Origin of the sequence: Xanthomonas euvesicatoria pv. euvesicatoria, from assembly GCF_020880415.1 — a bacterium.
Classification (GTDB): Bacteria; Pseudomonadota; Gammaproteobacteria; order Xanthomonadales; family Xanthomonadaceae; genus Xanthomonas; species Xanthomonas euvesicatoria.
This window is the reverse complement of record NZ_JAJIUJ010000076.1, coordinates 12,346-31,135: the sequence shown is the minus strand read 5'-3', so window position 1 is coordinate 31,135 and position 18,790 is coordinate 12,346. Positions and strand designations below refer to the sequence as shown.

13 protein-coding genes are annotated in these 18,790 nt (G+C 65.1%); 10 read left to right on the top strand and 3 right to left on the bottom strand.

Annotated elements, in window-relative coordinates; translation table 11 throughout:
- Window positions 1-140: 140 nt before the first annotated feature.
- Complete coding sequence (locus LN450_RS13295; RefSeq protein ID WP_011346768.1) at window positions 141-932, bottom strand: response regulator transcription factor; 792 nt, start codon at window positions 930-932, stop codon at window positions 141-143.
- A gap of 904 nt (window positions 933-1,836) precedes the next feature.
- Between LN450_RS13295 and LN450_RS13290 the strand changes: the two genes are divergently transcribed.
- The 9 genes from LN450_RS13290 to LN450_RS13250 all read left to right on the top strand — a co-directional run bounded on the left by LN450_RS13290 (window position 1,837) and on the right by LN450_RS13250 (window position 13,699).
- Window positions 1,837-3,192, top strand: a complete 1,356-nt coding sequence (locus LN450_RS13290; protein ID WP_170808546.1) for a helix-turn-helix transcriptional regulator — start codon at window positions 1,837-1,839, stop codon at window positions 3,190-3,192.
- Window positions 3,193-3,403: 211 nt separating this feature from the next.
- Window positions 3,404-5,272 carry an ATP-binding protein gene (locus LN450_RS13285; protein ID WP_039416608.1) on the top strand — a complete coding sequence of 623 codons (1,869 nt, stop codon included), beginning with the start codon at window positions 3,404-3,406 and terminating at the stop codon, window positions 5,270-5,272.
- A gap of 25 nt (window positions 5,273-5,297) precedes the next feature.
- The gene (locus tag LN450_RS13280; protein ID WP_011346771.1) at window positions 5,298-7,622 is read left to right on the top strand and encodes a tetratricopeptide repeat protein; all 2,325 of its coding nucleotides are present in this window, start codon (window positions 5,298-5,300) and stop codon (window positions 7,620-7,622) included.
- Window positions 7,623-8,282: 660 nt separating this feature from the next.
- The gene (locus LN450_RS13275; RefSeq protein WP_011346773.1) at window positions 8,283-9,125 is read left to right on the top strand and encodes an STAS domain-containing protein; all 843 of its coding nucleotides are present in this window, start codon (window positions 8,283-8,285) and stop codon (window positions 9,123-9,125) included.
- A gap of 1 nt (window position 9,126) precedes the next feature.
- A complete protein-coding gene (locus tag LN450_RS13270; protein WP_003484273.1) occupies window positions 9,127-9,489 on the top strand; it encodes an STAS domain-containing protein in 363 nt (120 codons plus the stop codon).
- On the top strand, window positions 9,486-9,881 hold the full coding sequence (locus LN450_RS13265) for an ATP-binding protein (RefSeq protein WP_008571097.1): 396 nt from the start codon (window positions 9,486-9,488) through the stop codon (window positions 9,879-9,881). The genes LN450_RS13270 and LN450_RS13265 overlap by 4 nt, the downstream gene beginning before the upstream one ends.
- Window positions 9,882-9,883: 2 nt before the next feature.
- On the top strand, window positions 9,884-10,882 hold the full coding sequence (locus LN450_RS13260; RefSeq protein ID WP_080505880.1) for an ATP-binding protein: 999 nt from the start codon (window positions 9,884-9,886) through the stop codon (window positions 10,880-10,882).
- Window positions 10,879-11,754, top strand: a complete 876-nt coding sequence (locus LN450_RS13255; protein WP_008571099.1) for a sensor histidine kinase — start codon at window positions 10,879-10,881, stop codon at window positions 11,752-11,754. The genes LN450_RS13260 and LN450_RS13255 overlap by 4 nt, the downstream gene beginning before the upstream one ends.
- Complete coding sequence (locus LN450_RS13250) at window positions 11,744-13,699, top strand: response regulator (protein ID WP_011346775.1); 1,956 nt, start codon at window positions 11,744-11,746, stop codon at window positions 13,697-13,699. The genes LN450_RS13255 and LN450_RS13250 overlap by 11 nt, the downstream gene beginning before the upstream one ends.
- Window positions 13,700-13,791: 92 nt before the next feature.
- On the opposite strand, the gene LN450_RS13245 is transcribed toward LN450_RS13250, so the two are convergent.
- Window positions 13,792-15,477, bottom strand: a complete 1,686-nt coding sequence (locus tag LN450_RS13245; protein ID WP_042840901.1) for a glycoside hydrolase family 43 protein — start codon at window positions 15,475-15,477, stop codon at window positions 13,792-13,794.
- A gap of 267 nt (window positions 15,478-15,744) precedes the next feature.
- Between LN450_RS13245 and LN450_RS13240 the strand changes: the two genes are divergently transcribed.
- Window positions 15,745-18,114: a TonB-dependent receptor gene (locus tag LN450_RS13240; protein ID WP_011346777.1), complete on the top strand. Its 2,370-nt coding sequence runs from the start codon at window positions 15,745-15,747 to the stop codon at window positions 18,112-18,114.
- A gap of 117 nt (window positions 18,115-18,231) precedes the next feature.
- Here the strand turns inward: LN450_RS13240 and trxC are convergent, their stop codons facing one another.
- Window positions 18,232-18,678: a thioredoxin TrxC gene (trxC, locus tag LN450_RS13235; protein ID WP_011346778.1), complete on the bottom strand. Its 447-nt coding sequence runs from the start codon at window positions 18,676-18,678 to the stop codon at window positions 18,232-18,234.
- Window positions 18,679-18,790: the final 112 nt, after the last annotated feature.

The window sequence follows — 18,790 nt, the reverse complement described above, 5'->3', positions numbered from 1 at the left end:
TTGCGGGCCGGGTGCGCGTGCAGGCCGCTCCGTCGTCGATGGCGTGCCGACGCCCGTCCTGTCATCAAGCACCCTTCGCTGTCACGCAGGCGAGACTGCGCAGTGCAGCTCGCAGATCGCATCTGCAGCGGTGCGCTTGCTCAGCAGGCGGCTGCGTGATGTGCAGGGCCAAGACTTGGGCTAACGGCCTTGCTCATTGTCGTTGCCTCGGTATCGTGCAACGCGAGCTCCAGCTTGTAGCCGTGCGAATAGACGGTTCTGATGCGCACCGCGCTGCTGTCACCGCTCAGCTGCAGTTTCTTGCGCAACTTGTAGATGTGCTGCTCCATGGTGCGGTCGGTGAATTCGGTATGGCTGCCCCAGACCGCCTTGGCCAGCTGGCAACGCCGGAAGCACACGCCGGGGCTGGAAAAGAGCAGCCAGGCAATCGAGAACTCGCGTGCGGTCAACGCGATCGGCTTGCCTTCCAGGTAGACGGTATTTTCATCGCGGATCAGCTTGTAGGGACCCACGCTCAGGTGCTGCGTCTCCGGGCAGGCATGCGCCACCGGCGATATCGCCAGGGCCGCGCGCACGTGCAACTCATGCGAATTGAAAGGCAGCGCAAGGACCTCCTGCGCGCCTGCGCGATACCAGGCCAGAATGTTGTCGGCGCAATCGAAACGGCCAAGCACGATCAGCGGCGTGGGCTGGCCGCTATGGCAGCGCTGCCAGGCCAGCAGTGAACTGTCATCGGCGGCGACACAGCTGGCATCGAAGATCAGCAGCTCGCACGGCGAGTGCCGCAGCGAACGCAGGAGCTCCAGTTCATCGGAAAACGTCGAGACGTTGCGTGCGAGCGGTGCAAGGCTGGCGTTGACCTGCGAGGTCAGGCGCGCGTCCTGCGTCAACAGGAACACCGATCCGGCATTGGAGGGGGAGTGGTCGTTCATTCAGGCGGCCTTCGCGTGTCGGCGTACAAGCCACGCATGGGACGGGCGCCGGTGCGGGTCGGCCAATGCCAGGACAAAATCCATCTTCAAAGATCGCTGCATCGTCGGACCAGTCGGTTGGCGGGGGAGAGTCCAGTGGAGCTGGACGAATGGTATGTACCATTGCAGAGACCAAAAGTTTCACGCTTGCGTACGCGTCTTCGGATTTGTCGACATCGGCTTTAACTCGCGCTCATTTAGACGTAACAGAGCTCTTACATAGCGGGCATGTCTGGGACGCATGCAATTGCGCCATGCGCGTCATGCAGTAGCGAGTAAGCATGGACCGACGCGCGCGGGCAGAGGCATCCGGTTGCCGAGGTCTAGACCAATCTATTGCGATTGGTCGTGGGATCGCGCGCGGCTGGAATAGGTCAGCAGCGATTTTCCTTCGTGGCATGCCCGCTTCTCGCGATCAAAAACGCTTCGGCGTACGTGTCCGTACAGTCACGGTGCATCGTGTTGAACATCGCCGATGACCATCAATGCGCATGGAAGCGGCGCGTTCGCAGACGTTGTCCGACTGTGCCTGGGGATTGGCGTAGACCGGCGATATCAATACTCAACCGGATGGCGCGAAATGTCTGGCGTACGACAATGCCAACGATGTGCAAATGCGCTTTGCGTCGGGAGAAAACGCATCACATGGTTGTTTGACAGAGTGAGCTTTTTTGATTTTTTCAATGGCTTTCAGAGGGAAATTCTATTGGATCCGCTGCATACAATCGTTTGCGCCAGCGAGTTCGGCGCCTGTTGTCTTTTGCTCCGCCCCCCAAAGAGAGAGACCGGCATGATCCTTTCCACCTACTTTGCAGCGATCTCTGCGTTGTCATACGCAGAACGTCTTCCTACCTATACGAGCAGGATGCTGGTTGGTGCTTGGCCACAGGGACTGCAACATCTCCAACAGCGACGCGACGGACAGGGCGCAGCGGATGGCGCCGACGATGAGGTCAGCTTGTTCGGTGCCAGCGGCGATGCGTTGCTGATCCTGGAATATCAGGAAGAGGCCGAAGATGCGTATCGGCAGGCCTTGAAGGCCATGCGCGGGCATCAGCGCCAATTGCGCCTGCTGTCGTGCCGGAACACCGCCTGGTTGATGCTGAGACAGCGGCGCCTGAGCGCGGCGTTGAATTGCTTCGCGCAGTTGGCAATGGACCGCGAAACGCCGCCCAGCCTGTGCGGCGAGAGCCTGTTGGGCAAATCGCTCACCCACTTCCATCTGGGCCAGAGCACGTTGGCCTTACAGACCCTGGAGCGTGCCCGCGAGGTGCTGGCCGACCTGGAGAGCGGCGCGTCGGACTGGCTGCGGATTGCCACTGCGCTGCGTCTGGACATGATTGCGCAGCTGCGTATCCGTCGCTCCGACCGCATGAGCGACCATGTGTTCTGGCAAGCCACGCTGCGCCAGGAAGATGCCACGCATGCCTTCGAGCCCAGCGACCTGCGCGCCTGCATCGCCGATCTGGCAGAGAGCATGCCGGTGCTTGCGCAGCGCATGCGGCATGTACGCAGCCTGTTGCGTATTGCCGGCGGCGACACCTTCGGCTTCGACGCGCAGATCGACGCATTGCCGGCCGCAGCCACCGGCTGCCCGCCGTGTGCGCGTCAGGACGCGCAGGTGGAACTGGCGCTGGCGGCATTGGCGGTGGGCCGTGCCGATCTGGCCGAGCGTGCGCTGGCCGGTGCCGGCCGACATCATGCGCCGCGCTGGAACCTGGAGTTCGAGTACTGCCAGGCCAAGATCAGCCAGGCGATGGGGCGCACCGAACAAGCGTTGCTGCTCTACAACCGCTACGCGCTGGGCGCGGTGCAGTGCCTGCGCAGCGAAGTGCAGGCACCGCGCTTGCTGGAAAGCGGCACCCCGGCGCACGTCAGCGACGATATCTCCGCCCGGTTGCCGGCCAAGTATCGGCGCGCCTACAGCTACATGATCACCAATGCGCATCGCTCGGATCTGTCGATCAACGAAGTGGCCGCACAGATCGGGGTCACCGGGCGCGCGCTGCAGCAAGCGTTCAAGTCGGCTACCGGGCTATCGCCGACGCAGGTGCTGCGCCGCTACCGGATGCAAAGCATCCGCGACGAACTGCTGGCCGAAGGCGGCTGCGGCAGTGTGTTGCAGGCGGCCAGTCGCTGGGGCGTCGGCAGCCGTTCGGCGTTGGCCAAGGGCTATCGCCAGCACTTCAATGAGGCGCCGATGGAGACCCTGCAGCGGTAATCTCCGCAACCCACGGATTGGTAGCGCTACCGATCCGTGGTGGGTCAACCCGGCGTGCGGTGCAGTGCGCGTCGCTGTACGCAACGGAGGGCAGGGGTCAAACTGAGACGTGCGTGCAATGTGGGTTCCGGCTAGCCTTTCCGGCTGGCACTGGCACCCAGGGGGACGCGTCCGAGGATGGGCGTCGTCGCCAAGGAAACGACGACCGATCATGCAAGATCCCACTCCCGAGGCGACCGACGCCTCGCAGATCCGCCGGGCAGGCGTCGATCTCAATGGACTGATGTCGGTCCTCGGCAAGCACCTGTACTCCACCCCGGTGGTGGCGCTGCGCGAGCTGGTGCAGAACGCGCACGATTCCATCCTGCGTCGTCGTCTGGAACAACCCGATTGGGACGGCCAATCGCGCATCGAGGTGCATGCCGATACCGCGCAAGGCATCGTGCGCATCGTCGATACCGGTGCCGGACTGACCCAGCAGGAAATCCACGACTACCTGGCCACCGTGGGCGTGGGCTATACGCGTGGGCTGCGCCAGGGCGGCCACGAGGACAGCGGCCTGATCGGAATGTTCGGGCTGGGCTTCTTGTCCGCCTTCGTGCTGGCGCGGCGGGTGACCGTGCGCACCACCTCCTACCAGTCTCCCACGCTGGGCTATTGCTACATCTCCAGCAACGCCGAGCAGTACACGGTCAGCCCGATTCCTGCGCGTGCGCAGGTGGGCACCGAGGTGGTGCTGGAACTACACGGCGATTATCTGTCGTTGGCTCAGGAAGGGCGGCTGCGCGAGATTCTGTCGCGCTATTGCGCGCTGTTGCGCGAGCCGATCTGGATCGGCGCCGCAACGCAGCCGATCAATCCCGAGCCGCCGCCGTGGCGCGTGCAGGACGCCGTACCGTTGCATCCGGTGCAGGCCTGGCGCCGGCAACGCGAGTTCGCCGCGCGCTTTGAGCGCAATTTCGAGCCGTTGTGCTGCATGCCGGTGCGTGCGGAAGAGGGCAGCGATGCGGTCGGCCTGTTGTGGGTGCAGGACGGTGCGACCTACGGCACCAGCGACAACCGCAATCTGTCGGTGTTCCTGCGCGGCATGTTGCTGGATGACAACGCGCGCGAACTGCTGCCGCCGTGGGCGGGCTTCATCGGTGGGGTGATCGAATCCAATCGGCTGACGCCTACCGCAAGCCGCGAAGACCTGCAGCGCGATACGGTCTATAGCGCGGTGCAGCACGCCTTGTCCGAGGCCTTGGTGCAAGGCCTGGCCGATGTGGCGCGCCAGCAACCGGAGGCATGGCGACGCATCCTGTTGCGTCATAACGAAGCTCTGCTGGGCGCGGCGCTGTGCGATGAGCGCCTGTTCGAATTGCTGCTGGAACACGTGCGGGTACCGACGTCGCAAGGCGATCTGCCGGCGCAGCAATTGCCATCGCGCGGTGCGGTGCACGTGATCCTCGACAGCGACAGCGGTTTCGAAGAAATGCTGTTCCGTGCGATGGGCGTGCCGGTGGCCTACGGCAACCGGTATGCGGTGGTGCCGTTTCTGCGGCGCTGGGCGCAGGTCAAGGGTGTGCGTCTGGTCGAGCTGGGCACCGAGCAGGGCAACCGCCAGTTGTTCCAGCTGGACACGCTGCCGGCCGATGAACTGGCCTGGCTGGAACAGCACCTGGGCGATGGCGAAGCGCTGGTGCCGGCGCGTTTCAGCCCGCAGGAACTGCCGTTGGTGGTAGTGCCCGACCGCGAGGCCGAGCTCAAACGCCGCCTGGAGCAGGACGAAAACGACAAGCGTGTCTCTACCGCCGCGTTGCGCCTGGCGCGGCAATTCACCGCGCGCATCCAAGCGCGGCAGACCCAGCGGCTGTATCTGAATCTGGATAATCCGGCGCTGCAGGCCTTGCTGGGCGCGCAGCGCGCAGGCAACCCGCAGGCCGCGGTGGCGGCGCGCTTGCTGCGTGCGCTCAAGGTGATCGTCGCGGCGCAGGGGCGTACGCAGCCGCAGCCGGGCAGCACCGAATCAGGTGTTTCCGATCTCAACAAGGCCTTCGGCGATTTCGCCGAGACCGTGACCCAATTGCTGGCGCGCTGAAGCGCCGCATCGCAGGAGCGGCACGATGGAAATCTGGAACTGGGTGGAAAAACTGCAGGACGATCTGGGCGAAGCTGGGCAGCCGCAAAATGCGCAGTTGCTGACGCGCCTGACCGACCACATCTGCGATCTGCAGATCGACCGCGCCGAGGCCTTGTTGCCGGAGGCACGTGCGCTGGGCAAGACGCTGGCCAACCCGTGGCTGGAGGTGTTTGTCGGGCATTGGGAAATGCGCAACCGGGTCGGCAACCTGTGCGAAGGCGAGCGTGCGCTGGGCGATGCGGTGGCGCTGTTCGAGCGTGCGCATCGCGCCGACGCAGTGGAGTGCCCGCAATCGGTCTGCGTGACCCAGGACCTGGCCGCGTGTTATGCCAACATCGATGGCCCGGGTTGGGTGGAAGAACGTATCGAAGTGTGCGACGAAACCCTGGGCCGCATCGACCCGAGCTGGTCGTGTTACCAGTGCCTGAGCTGCGAAAAAGCCGATGCATTGCTCGACGACGGGCGCGGTGACGCGGCGCTGCAGTATCTGGAGCAGCAGTCGCAGGCCATCCTGGACCATGGCGGCGAAATCTACGACGGCGTGCCGGACATGCGCATCTCGATCCTGCTTGCGCTTGGGCGTGCGCAGGAAGCGCTGGCGCTGGTGGAACAGCGCGAACGCGACGCCGCGCGCGAAGGTGCCGAGTGGGCCAATTGCAGCCAGCCGCGGCGCCTGCAGAAGGCACGCGCGTTGGCGCTGTTGCAGCGCGATGACGAAGCCATGGAAGCGTTGCTGCCATGGCGCGAGATTGCGCCGCGTTATCGCCTGCACTGGCTGCGTGCGGTGGCGGTGCTGGTGGCGCGCGCGCCCGAGCGCAATAGCTGGGACCTGGGCAGCCGCGTGCAGCAGATGCTCGACCATTACGCGCAGGTTGGCGCGCATCGCATCCTGATCGAAGCGGCCGAGCTTGCGATCGGACTGGCGCTGCAACGCGGCGCGGTGTGGACCGCGCGCAGGCATCTGGCGCTTGCACGTGCGCATCTGCCCAAGTTGCGACAGGACCGTGGTGCCACGCTGGCGCTGGACGGTTGGGCTGCGCGCATCGCGGCCGTATCAGCGGGCGAGGAGTCACCGGTCGCTGCCGCGCAGTTGCTGGAATGGTTGAACGCGCAGGGCGATGATGTGGTGCGCAATCCCGAGCGCGAAGCGCAGTGGTTGCTGCAGGCCGTCGCTGACTGTCCGGACGATGCCGAGCTTGTCGACACCACTGCTTCTGCCTTGAGTGCCTGTGCGGCCGACGAGGAAGCGATCGCGTTGCTGTGGTCATTCGTGCAGCGGCATGCCGATCGCGAAACCAGCCCCACCTTCCGGCTGATGAATCTGTTGCTGGGCCGCGGCGATGAAGCCGGTGTGCGCCGGCTGGCACAGCTGTATCGCCCACAGGCGCCGGTGGCGGCATTGTGGTGCGAGGCGCAGCTGGCGCAGCGGCTGGGCGACTGGCCGGCGCTGGAGCAGGCCTGCACGGCACTGTTGGAGCTATCGCCCGGCTCGCACGGCGCACGCGGCTTGTTGGCGCGCATGTATCTCGATACCGGCCGGTTTGCCGAGGCCGCCGCGGTCTATCGGCAACTTACCGAGCTGCTGGAAGAACCGCGTTCTGCGCATTGGGATCACATGACGGCGGCCAGTGCGGCGCAGGATTGGGACGCGGTGCGTGCCTCTGCGCAGGCCATTGGCATGGAGCTGAGCAGCACCGGCGGCGTAGTCGAAGAGACCTGGGGCTGGGTGATCATTCGTTGCATGGATGATGGCGAAATGGCCGAGTACTACGCGCGCCGCACCGGCCCGGTCACTGCACGCATCGTCGAAAACGCGCCTGCGCATCGGCGCCAGCATGTCGGCGACTGGGTGGTGTTCGACGCGGAACTGTTGTATCCGCCGCCGGAAGACGAAGCCGAACGCGAGCGTTTCGTGCCGACCTACGCGCAGGTGCATGTGCTGCAACCGGGTGGCTATGCCAATAGCTGGCTGGTGGACGGCGTGCATCCTGGCGACGAGGTGATCGAGGCGATGCGTGCAGACCTGGAAATGCGCGGCTGGAAGATGTGGCTGCACAGTCGCGACGACTACCGCGTGGTCGACCCGGACCATCCGGACGCGTTCGACCCGGAGGATGCAACATCCGGACTGCCGGGCGTGTTGTTCACCGTGGCGCTTCCGGAAAACGTCGCCCCGCAGGAACTGCATCGCGTCCTGCGATGCACGACCTCGCGCTGGTCGCATCCGATGTGCTGGCTGCGGCTTGCCGAGGCCTGCGGCCAGGATCCGCAGCCGCATCTGGATGCGGTGGAGCGTTACGGACTATAGGGCGGCGATCGGCCTGATCCAACGGCGTTTGTCGCCGGGGTGGGTGGACATTGGCGATCGTGGCGTGCGTTCGGGCGCCACGCTGGATGCGCGGCGCTGCATCCGGCGTCAAGAACACGCTCATTGCTCTTGTGCAACGCGGCGGCATTCATGCCGGCACACCCTCCCGCTTTGGACGTGCCGCCACACCGTCGGCAGGGCGATGACGCAAGTGCATGCCCTGCGTGCAGGCGCAGGGCGCAGCGCTACGCACTGCCGTTTCTGCGGCGTTTGATCCTGTTTGGTCTCCAGTGTCCTGATGGAGCTCGCCATGGCAGTGGCAATGCCGATCGGAAGAGCATCGCTGCAGGCTCAAAACGCAGCGACGCGCCGTCGATCGGCCATCGCCAGGGCCCGGGGTGATTCCACGCCGACCGGTTGGCGTGTTGCCTTGCACGCGCGCTGGCGCGGCGCATGTCCGCAGGCGTGGACCGGCGCACGTTCGGCATGCGCGCGGCAATGTCACACTGCGCCCGTGGGCGGATGACTGCTACAGGTTGGCTCGCTGGTTGGTCAATCTGAATTGCTTTATTCTGCTGCGCATCGGCGTGGGGGCGCCGCGTCGGTCAGGGCGCAGTCCAGCCCGCATGCCCAACCTCTTTTCTTTTGGTGGGTGATCTCATGGTGGCATTGCAGCAGCGCTCGATCGATGCGATTGGTGGCCAGGAACATGCGTTGCTGGCCGCATGGTTGGAGTCCAGCCTGGGCAACGATGCGCGTCTGTCGCGGCAGGAATTCGAAGCGCAGGCCGGCGAATTCCTGCGCTTGCTGGTGGCCTCGTTGAAGCACGACGGTAGCAGCCTGGACAGTGCCGAATGGAGCGAGGTGCGTCGCTTCCTGGAACATCTCTCGCGCGACCGCGCCACGCGTGGTTTCGATTCGCAGGAAACCGCCAACTTCATCTTTTCGCTCAAGCGCGTGTTGTTCGCGCTGGTACAGCGCGAATACGCCAGTACCCCGGAAGAACTAGGCCAGCAGTTGTGGGCGTTGTCGGAATTGCTCGACCGCCTGGGCTTGTACACCGTGAAGGTTTTCCAGAAGACCCGCGAAGACATCATCGTGCGTCAGCAGGAAGAGATGCTGGAGCTGTCCACCCCGGTGGTGAAGCTGTGGGACGGCGTGCTGGCGCTGCCGATGATCGGCACACTGGATTCGCAGCGCACCCAGGTGGTGATGGAGTCGCTGTTGCAACGCATTGTCGACACCGGCTCGGAAATCGCCATCATCGACATCACCGGCGTGCCCACCGTGGACACCCTGGTGGCACAGCATCTGCTCAAGACCGTGACCGCGATCCGGCTGATGGGGGCCGACGCCATCATCAGCGGCGTGCGCCCGCAGATTGCGCAAACCATCGTGCATCTGGGCCTGGACCTGCAGGGGATCGTGACCAAGGCCAACCTGGCCGATGCCTTGGCGCTGGCGCTCAAGCGCACCGGCGTGACCGTCAGCAAGGCAGACTGACATGGAACGTATTCCGATCCTGCGGATGGGCCATCTGTTGCTGGTCACCATCCAGGTGGACATGCACGACCAACTGGCGCTGCAACTGCAGGACGACCTGTCCGAGAAGATCAGCGCCACCTCTGCGCGTGGCGTGTTGATCGACATTTCCGCGCTGGATATCGTCGATTCGTTCATCGGGCGCATGATCAGCACCATTTCCGGGCTGGCGACGCTGATGGGCGCGCAAACCGTGGTGGTGGGCATGCAGCCGGCGGTGGCGATCACCCTGGTGGAGTTGGGGCTGACCTTGCCGTCGGTGCGCACCGCGCTCGATGTCGAGCGCGGCATGCGCCTGCTGCAACAACCCGATGCGGCTCCATGACGGTCGGCTCGCAACCGGTACGCACCGAGCAGGATGTGGTGCTGGCGCGGCAGACCGTGCGCAAGCTGGTGGTGCAATGCGGGCTGCGGTTGGTCGATCAAACCAAGCTGGTCACCGCGGCCAGCGAACTGGCGCGCAATACGGTGATCTACGGCGGTGGCGGCGACATGGACTGGGCGCTGGTTGAAAGCGGCATCCGCAAGGGCGTGCAGCTGACGTTCCGCGACCAGGGCCCGGGCATTGCAGACCTGGAGCTCGCACTGACCGACGGCTGGACCTCTGGCAGTGGCCTGGGGCTGGGACTGTCCGGCAGCCGGCGGCTGGTGGACGATTTCGTGCTCGATAGCGCAGCCGGCAAGGGCACCCGCATCACCATCACCAAATGGAAGTAACCATGACCGGCGCGCTCACCCAGGTGATCCGCGTCGAAGAGGGTACCCAGGTCGGGCAGGTGCGCCGCGAAGCGGTGGCGCTTGCACAGGCCTGCGGTTTCGATGAAGACGGCTGTGGCCGCGTGGCCCTGGTGGCGACCGAGTTGTGCACCAACCTGCTCAACCATGCCGGTGGCGGGCAGATGCAGCTGTGCAGCGTCGCCGGCCGCGATGGTCTGGGCATCGAGTTGTGCACGCTCGATCAGGGGCGCGGATTCGTGCTGGCCGATTGTCTGCCGGACGGGTATTCCACCGGCAGCACGCCTGGCAACGGCCTGGGCACGGTGCAGCGACATGCCGCGTTGCTGGACGCCTATTCCGATGCCCGGGGGGCCGTGGTCCTGGCGCGCGTGTACGCCGATGCCGAGAACATGCCCGACCTGCCCTACGGCGCGCTGCGTCTGCCGCTGCAGAACGAAACGGTCTGCGGCGATGGCTGGCATCTGGCGATCGATGCGCAGGGCGTGACCGTGAGCATGATCGACGGCCTGGGCCACGGAGCGGGCGCGGCCGATGCCGCCGATGCGGGGACGCGCGCTGCGGCAGCGGCCCGTGGCGAACCCGGCGAACGCATCGCGCGCCTGCATGCCGGCATGAGCGGCACGCGCGGCGGCGCGGCGGCGGTCATGCAGTTCGATCCCGGCAGCGGCCAGGTGCGCTTTGCCGGGGTGGGCAATATCGTCGCCTCGTTGTGCGATGGCGACGGCGTGCGCGGCATGCCCTCGCACCCGGGCATCGTCGGGGTGCAGTTCCGCAAGGCGCAACCGTTCGACTTTCCACACGCCGCCGGCAAGTTACTGGTCATGCACAGCGACGGCCTGCAATCGCGCTGGACCCTGCGCGATCATCCGGGCCTGCTGTCGCGCCATCCACGCATCATTGCCGCAGTGCTGGCGCGCGATTACGCGCGCGGCCGCGACGATTGCTGCGTGTTCGTCATGCGCTTGGGAGGCATGCAATGAATTCAACCACCAAGATGCCGGCAGCCGAGGCGATGGCTGAACTGGAAAGCTTGCGCCAGCAGAACCAGGCCTTGCGCGAAGAGCTGGAAGAAACCAACCAGGGCGTGCTGGCCTTGTATGCCGAGCTCGACCAACAGGCCGAACAGCTGCGCGAGGTGTCCGAACTCAAGAGCCGCTTTCTGTCGTACATGAGCCACGAGTTCCGCACCCCGCTAGGCTCGATCCTGAGCATCACCCGGCTGCTGGAGGATGGCATGGACGGGCCGCTCAATGCAGAGCAGCTCAAGCAGGTGCGCTTTGTCAGCGGTTCGGCGCGCGAGCTCACCGAGATGGTGGACGACCTGCTGGACCTGGCCAAGATCGAAGCCGGGCGCATCACTATCTCGCCGGGCTGGTTCGACCTGATGGACCTGTTCGCGGCGCTGCGCGGCATGTTCCGTCCGCTCACCGATGTGGGCACGACCACGCTGATCTTCGAGGATCCGCCGGTGCTGCCGCTGCTGTACACCGACGACAAGAAGCTGGCGCAGATCCTGCGCAATTTCATTTCCAACGCGCTCAAGTTCACCCCGCAGGGGCAGGTGCGCGTGTTTGCGCAGCTGGAAGGCGACAGCCATGTACGCTTTGGCGTGCACGACACCGGCATCGGCATTCCGGCCGAGCTTCACGAGGCCTTGTTCGAAGATTTCGTACAGGTGGACTCGCCGCTGCAAAAACGCCTGACCGGCACCGGCCTGGGGTTGTCGATCTGCAAACGGTTCGCCGAATTGCTGGGCGGCCGGGTGGGGATCAACAGCGTGGTCGGGCAGGGTTCTGAATTTTACGTGGTGCTGCCGATGACACTGGCAGCGGAGGAAACGCGTGGGCAGTAAGCACCACATCCTGGTCGTCGACGACAACGCGGTGACGCGTTATTCGGTGCGGCGCGTGCTCGAACACCATCAGTTCGCGGTCGAAGAAGCCGGTACCGGGACCGAGGGTCTTGCCAAACTTGCCGCGCAGACGTTTTCTGCGGTGGTGCTGGACGTCAACCTGCCGGACATGAGCGGCTTCGATATCGTGCGGACGCTGCGTGCCGAGCCGCGCACCGCGTTGCTGCCGGTGGTGCATGTTTCGGCGGCCTCGATCGCCACCGGCGACATGATCACCGGGCTGGATGCCGGCGCCGACGCCTACCTGATCCATCCGGTCGACCCCAACGTGTTGCTGGCCACCTTGCGCACGCTGTTACGCGCACGCCGCGCCGAGGAGGCGTTGCGGGTCAGCGAGGCGCGTTTCCGCGAAATCTTCGAACACATCAGCGCGCCGATTGCGGTGGTGGATGCCAACCTGCACATGCACGAGGCCAATGCCGCATTCCAACGCTTGATCGGCAGCGCCACACTCGGCGCTGCGATCCATGCCGCCGGGTTGGATCAGGCCGCCGCCGTGCACGCACTGACCACTGCGTTGGCGCAACGCGAGCGCTGGAGCGGCACCTTGTCGCTGCTGCGCGATGGCAAGCTCTGCGAAACCGAATGGCGGGTGTCGCCCTACCGCGAGCCGGATCTGGGGCTGTTGCTGGTGGAAGACGTGACCGAGCAGCGCCTGCGCGAGCGCGAGCAGCGCCAGGAACTGGATACCGCCACCAGCGAGCTCGCGCATCAGATCGCGCAGCGTCAGCACACCGAAATCCAGCTGCTGCAGGCGCAGAAGATGGAAGCGCTGGGCAAGCTCACCGGTGGCATCGCGCACGACTTCAACAACCTGCTGACCAGCATCATTTCCGGCTTGGACATGATCCAGCTCGCAGTGGAATCCAATCGCATCGAACGCGTGCCGCGCCTGGCCGAGATCGCTACCGGCTCGGCGCACCGCGCCGCCGCGCTGACCCAGCGCATGCTGGCGTTCGCACGCAAGCAATCGCTGGACGCGCAACCGTTCGACGTCAACACCCGTGTGCGTTCGCTGGAAGACATGCTGCAACGCTCGATCGGCGAAAACATCGGGCTGGAGCTGGATCTTGCGTCCACGCCGCTGGTGGCCATTGCCGATGCCAACCAGCTCGAAAACGTGGTGCTCAACCTGGTCATCAATGCGCGCGATGCCTTGAAAGGGCAGGGCACCATCCGCATCCAGAGTGCGGCCTACACCGCGCGCAACGACCCGGAACTGGACGACGGCGACTATGTCGCGGTGAAGGTGATCGACAACGGGAGCGGGATCGAGCCGGCCATTCTCGACCAGGTGTTCGAACCGTTTTTCACCACCAAACCCATCGGCGAAGGCACCGGTCTCGGCCTGTCGATGACCTACGGGTTCGCGCGTCAATCCGGCGGTACCGCACGCATCACCAGCGATGTGGGTCGTGGCACCACGGTAGCGCTCTTGCTGCCGCGCGGGCTCTCGGCCAACGAAATGTTGCCGGCACCGGCGCCCAGCGCGCCGCGCACGCGCAACGAGCGCATCCTGCTGGTGGACGACACCGACGTGGTGCGCATGATGGTGAGTGAAGTGCTCAGCGATGCCGGCTACCAGGTCATCGAAGCCGAGGATGCCAACGGCGCGCTGGAACACTTGCGCACCGAGGCGCACATCGATCTGGTGGTCTCCGATGTCGGCCTGCCCGGCATGAACGGGCGCGACATGGCCGATGTGGCGCGCACGCTACGCCCGGGTCTGCCGATCCTGTTCATTACCGGCTATGCCGAAAATGCGGCCACGCGGCAAGAATTTCTGGCAGAGGGCATGGCCCTGCTGCCAAAGCCTTTCAGCCTCAACGATCTGCTCAACACGGTGGGGCAGATGCTCGACAGCAGCGTCCTGGCGCGGGCGTAGGGCGTTAAGCGGCTCCAAACACGCATGCGTCGCTGCGGGGCGGGCGCGGCCTGCGCATGCACCGGGCGTGCAGCCACGTTCCTGCACTTGGCTTAGCGCGCATACGCGTACGGCCCGAATGTGGCGCCAAGAAAACCGCCGGCCGACTCGGTACTGAGCACACTTGCATCGCCTTGTTCGAGCAGCGTCTGCCACTGCCCCTGGCCGACGGCGTAATCCACGCGCACGCGTGCGGCGTCCAGCGCAAAGCGCAGTTTCACCGGTTGCGTGGCATCGGGCAGTGGCGCGCGTGCCAGTTCGGTGCCGGTGCCGGGCTGTTGCGGTCCGGCGCGGCGATACAGCACCACCGCAGCGCCGCTGTCCTCGCGCACCAGCATTGCTGCCAGGAAGTTGCTCTCCTTGGCCACGATCGCCAGACCGGCCTGTTCGCCTGGTGCCAGCGCGCTGCCATCCACGCTGGCGACCAAGGTGGCGTGATGATGCTGCAGGCGATGACCCAGATAGGCCGGCTGACCACGGCCGATATCGCCCAGCGCAATGTTTGCCGGCGTCACGCGCAAGCCTTGCGCGCCGGGCTGATACCACGGCCTGATGGGTGGGTGGATGGTCATCCATTGCATTGGCACGCGCGCATCCCCGAAGCGCTCGCTCCACTGCATCGGCCCGGTGGTCGGCAGGGGCTGCGTGCCCGCCGGCAAGGGTGGGCGCGCTGCCACGACAGGGACCGCGGCGCCGTGCGGCAGCACCACCGGCCAGCCATCGCGCCATTGCACTGGCAACAGGAAGGTTTCCCGGCCCAGGTTGTAGTGATTGCCGCGGTAAGGGCGCGTTGCGAGAAACACCGCCCACCATGTGCCGTCCTTGAGTTCGACGAACTGTGCATGCCCGGCCGAGGTGATCGGCGCATTGCGCAATGGGTCCAGGTCGCGTTGGGTGAGTACCGGATTGCCGCTCCAGGTTTCGTATGGCCCGGTGATCTGGCGGCTGCGGTAGATCATCTGCGCATGCTGCTCGCCGGTGCCACCTTCGGCCGCGGTGAGGTAGTAGTAGCCATCGCGGCGGAACAGGTGCGGGCCTTCGATGTGTTCGGGATTGGTGGCCGGCTTGAAGCCCGAATCCACGATCACCTGACGGGTGCCGACCAACTTCATGCTGGCCAGATCCAGCCGCTGCAGCCAGATGGCGCGGTGCCCGTCGTAGCGCAGCTTGCCGGCCGGCACGTCGTTGTTGACCAGCCAGGCACTGCCATCGTCATCGAAAAACAGCGAGGGGTCGATGCCCTTGACGTCCAGCCAGATCGGATCCGACCACGGCCCGGCCGGATCGGTGGCGGTGATCAGGAAATTGCCGCCATCGCAGTAGAAACAGGTGTTGGCGATATAGAAGGTGCCAGCGTGGTAGCTGATGCTGGCGGCAAACAGGCCGCGGGTCAGTTCGTCGTTGCCGTAGTTGATCTGGGTTGGACGGTCGATCGCGTTGCCGATCTGGTTCCAATGCACCAGGTCGCTGCTCTTGAACACCGGCAGGCCGGGGAAGTAGCCGAAACTGGAATTCACCAGATAAAAATCGTCGCCGACGCGCACCGCCGACGGGTCCGGATGAAAACCGGCCACGACCGGGTTGCGGTACTGCGCGGCGGTTGGCGCGGGGCCACCATCGTCGCCTTGGTAATCGATCTGCGTGATCAACGCGGTGCCGGCATGCGCCAGCTGACAGATCAATGCGGCCAGCAGGCCGGCCACCCATGCGAGTCGTTTCAAGAGATCCCCTCGTGCCATGCCCTGGCGCAACGCCAGTACGACACCAGCATGACAGCACGCAGGGCGGCGTGGCATGACGTTTTGCGATGCCAACCCCGCGTGGTGGCAGGCCTCCACGCGCGTGGCGGGGTGTGTGGACCGGGCGCTGCCACTTCGCTGCAACATTGCTGACATATCGTGCGCGCGGCGCCACGCGGCGCCACGCGGCGCCGCCAACCGGCGTGCCATGCCAAACGGCTTCGACGCTGTGTCATCACCTCGCATCACTACCTAGGATCAACCCGCATGTCGTTGTACTCGCCTGTCTTTCCGTCGCCGGTGTCCGCTATTGCACAGGTCGCTGCGCGCCGCCGCACCGCCTTGCAGCGCACGCCGCTGGCCCGTGCCTGCGCCGGCCTGTTGCTAGCCTCGCTGGCGGCAACCGCGTCTGCGCAGCAAGCGCCGGCGACCCAGGGCGAAGCCAGCCCGACCGCGCTGGACACGGTCACCGTCACCGCCGAGCACCGCGAGCAGAACCTGCAGGACGTGCCGGTCTCGGTGGGCGTGGTGCAGGGCGCAGCGATGCGCGACTACACCGCCGGTGGCGATGACACGCTGCTGGCCCTGTCCGGCCGCGTGCCGGGCTTCTACGCTGAAACCACCACCGGGCGCATCTTCCCGCGCTTCTATATCCGTGGCCTGGGCAATATCGATTTCTACCTGGGTGCCTCGCAGCCGGTCTCCATCATCCAGGACGATGTGGTGCTGGAGCATGTCGTGCTCAAATCCAATCCGGTCTATGACGTGGACCAGGTCGAAGTGCTGCGCGGTCCGCAAGGCACGCTGTTCGGCCGCAACACCACCGCCGGCATCGTCAAGTTCGACACCGTCAAGCCCAGCGACACCTACACCGGTCGCGTCAACGCCAGCTACGGCAGCTACAACACCATCTCGCTGGATGGCGGCTTCGGTGGCCCCATCAACGACGTGCTGTCGTTCCGCGTGTCCGCGTTGTACCAGCACCGCGACGATTGGGTGGACAACACCTTTGCCGGCAGCAGCGCCGATGGCACGCGCACCCCGCGCAAGGACGCGATGGGCGGTTACAACGACCGCAATGCGCGCCTGCAGGTCTTGCTCAAGCCCAACGATGCGTTTTCGCTGCTGGGCTCGGTGCACACGCGCGATTACGACGGCACTTCCACCTTGTTCCTGCGCAACGCGATCACGCGTGGCAGCGACAAGGTGGACGTGCCGCGCGACCGTGTGGCCTATGATGAGGGGCACGACAACCCGCAGGCGTATCAAACCGATGGCGGCTCGCTCAAGGCGATTTACGACTTCGGTGGCGTGTCGCTGACCTCCATCACCGCCTACGAAACCACTTCCGGCTACAGCCGTGGCGACACCGATGGCGGTGCTGCCGCCAATTACCCGGTCAATGGCGTGCCGAACGGCTTTGGCCAGTCGATGGGACAGATCCGCGACCTGGACCAGTACACGCAGGAACTGCGCCTGGCCAGCGAAGGCGACGAGGCCCTGCAGTGGCAGGTGGGCGCGTTCTATTTCGACGGCCGCGACACCACCGATTTCTATCAACGTGCCTATTTCCTGCAGACCGCCGCGCGCAACCCGAATAACTGGGTGCGCCTGCGCAATACCAATACCTCGTGGGCCGGCTTCGGGCAGCTCAGCTACAAGGCGACCGACGCGCTGACGCTTACCGCCGGCATCCGCCAGACCAAGGACACCAAGGAAACCCGTCTGCTCAAGACCGCCGATACCGCAGCCGGTGTGGTGACCTACCGCGGCCGGCGCGATGTGCGCATGTCCGACACCCAGCCCAGCTGGGATCTGAGCGCGATGTATGAGATCGACCCGCAGCTGAGCGTGTATGCGCGCGTGGCGCGCGGTTTCCGTGGCCCCACCATCCAGGGCCGCAGCGCGGTGTTCAATTCGGACTTCACTACCGCCGATTCGGAAACCATCCTGTCGTGGGAAGCCGGCATCAAGAGCAGCCTGTTCGAGAACCGTCTGCGCCTGAATGTCAGCGGCTTCACCTACACGGTCGACGATATCCAGCTCAACGGCAACGACTCGGACGGCAATGGCGTGCTGTTCAATGCCGACAAGGCCAAGGCCTACGGCATGGAAGCGGACCTGGACTGGCGCCCGATCTCCAACCTGTCGATCACCGCCGGCCTGAGCCTGTTGCACAGCGAAATCCACGATAAGCGCGTGTTTGCGCAGGCCTGCGCGCTCAATGGCGTGGTGGTGTGCACCGTCAACGACCCGACCATCCGCGTAGGTGCCAACACCTTCGCCCAGATCGACGGCAACCCGCTGCCCAACGCGCCCAAGTACAACCTCAACCTGGCCGCGCGCTACGACATCCCGGTGGGCAACGACGGCGCGTTCTTCGTGTCCACCGACTGGAACAAGCAGGGCCAGACCAGCTTCGTGCTGTACGACTCCACCGAGTTCCGTTCCGACGGTAATTTCGAAGGTGGCCTCAAGCTGGGTTACACCGGTGGCTACGGTGCCTGGGAAGTGGCGGCGTTCGCGCGCAACATCACCAACGAAAAGAACCTCAAGGGTGTGATCGAAAACTACATGGCCGCGGTCTACAACGAGCCGCGTGTCGTTGGGGTGTCGGTCAACGTCAACTGGCAGTAACCGGTTGATCGCCTGGTTGATCGGCTGATGCAGTCACTGCGGCAACTGCGCCGCAGTGATGTTTCCTGCAGGTGGATAGGCCGACTGCGTGTATGCGCAGCTGGTCGTCGTGTCGTTTCACCGCTTGCTCAGGACAGAGCGCACCCAGTTGACGATTTGCGCGCTGCTCACCGCGCCGGAATGACGGCCCAGTTCCTGCCCGCCCTGGATGACCAGCAAGGTGGGAATGCTGCGGATGCCAAAGCGCGTGCCCAGCGCCGGATGCAGGTCGGTATCCACCTTGGCCAGGCGCACCTGCGGTTCCAATGCTGCAGCGGCTGCGGCAAATTTCGGCGCCATGCTCAGGCATGGCCCGCACCAAGGTGCCCAGAAATCCACCACCAGCGGCAGTGCACTGCGCACCGCATGCTTGTCGAAATCTGCAGCCGACAAGGCCACCGGCGTCCCCAGGAACAGCGGCCGATGGCAGCTGCCGCAGTTGGGCGCATCGCGCAGGCGCGTGGGCGCAATACGGTTCATCGCAGCGCAACTCGGGCAGGCGATCAGTAGTGGTGCATCGGTCATGTTGGTCTCCAGTCGGCGGCGCTGCCTGCGCTGTCTCCGGCCATCGCTGGCGGCGCATGCTGCATGCGGCCAGTGTAGCGATCACCACCAGCGATTCCGTGCCCAATGCCAG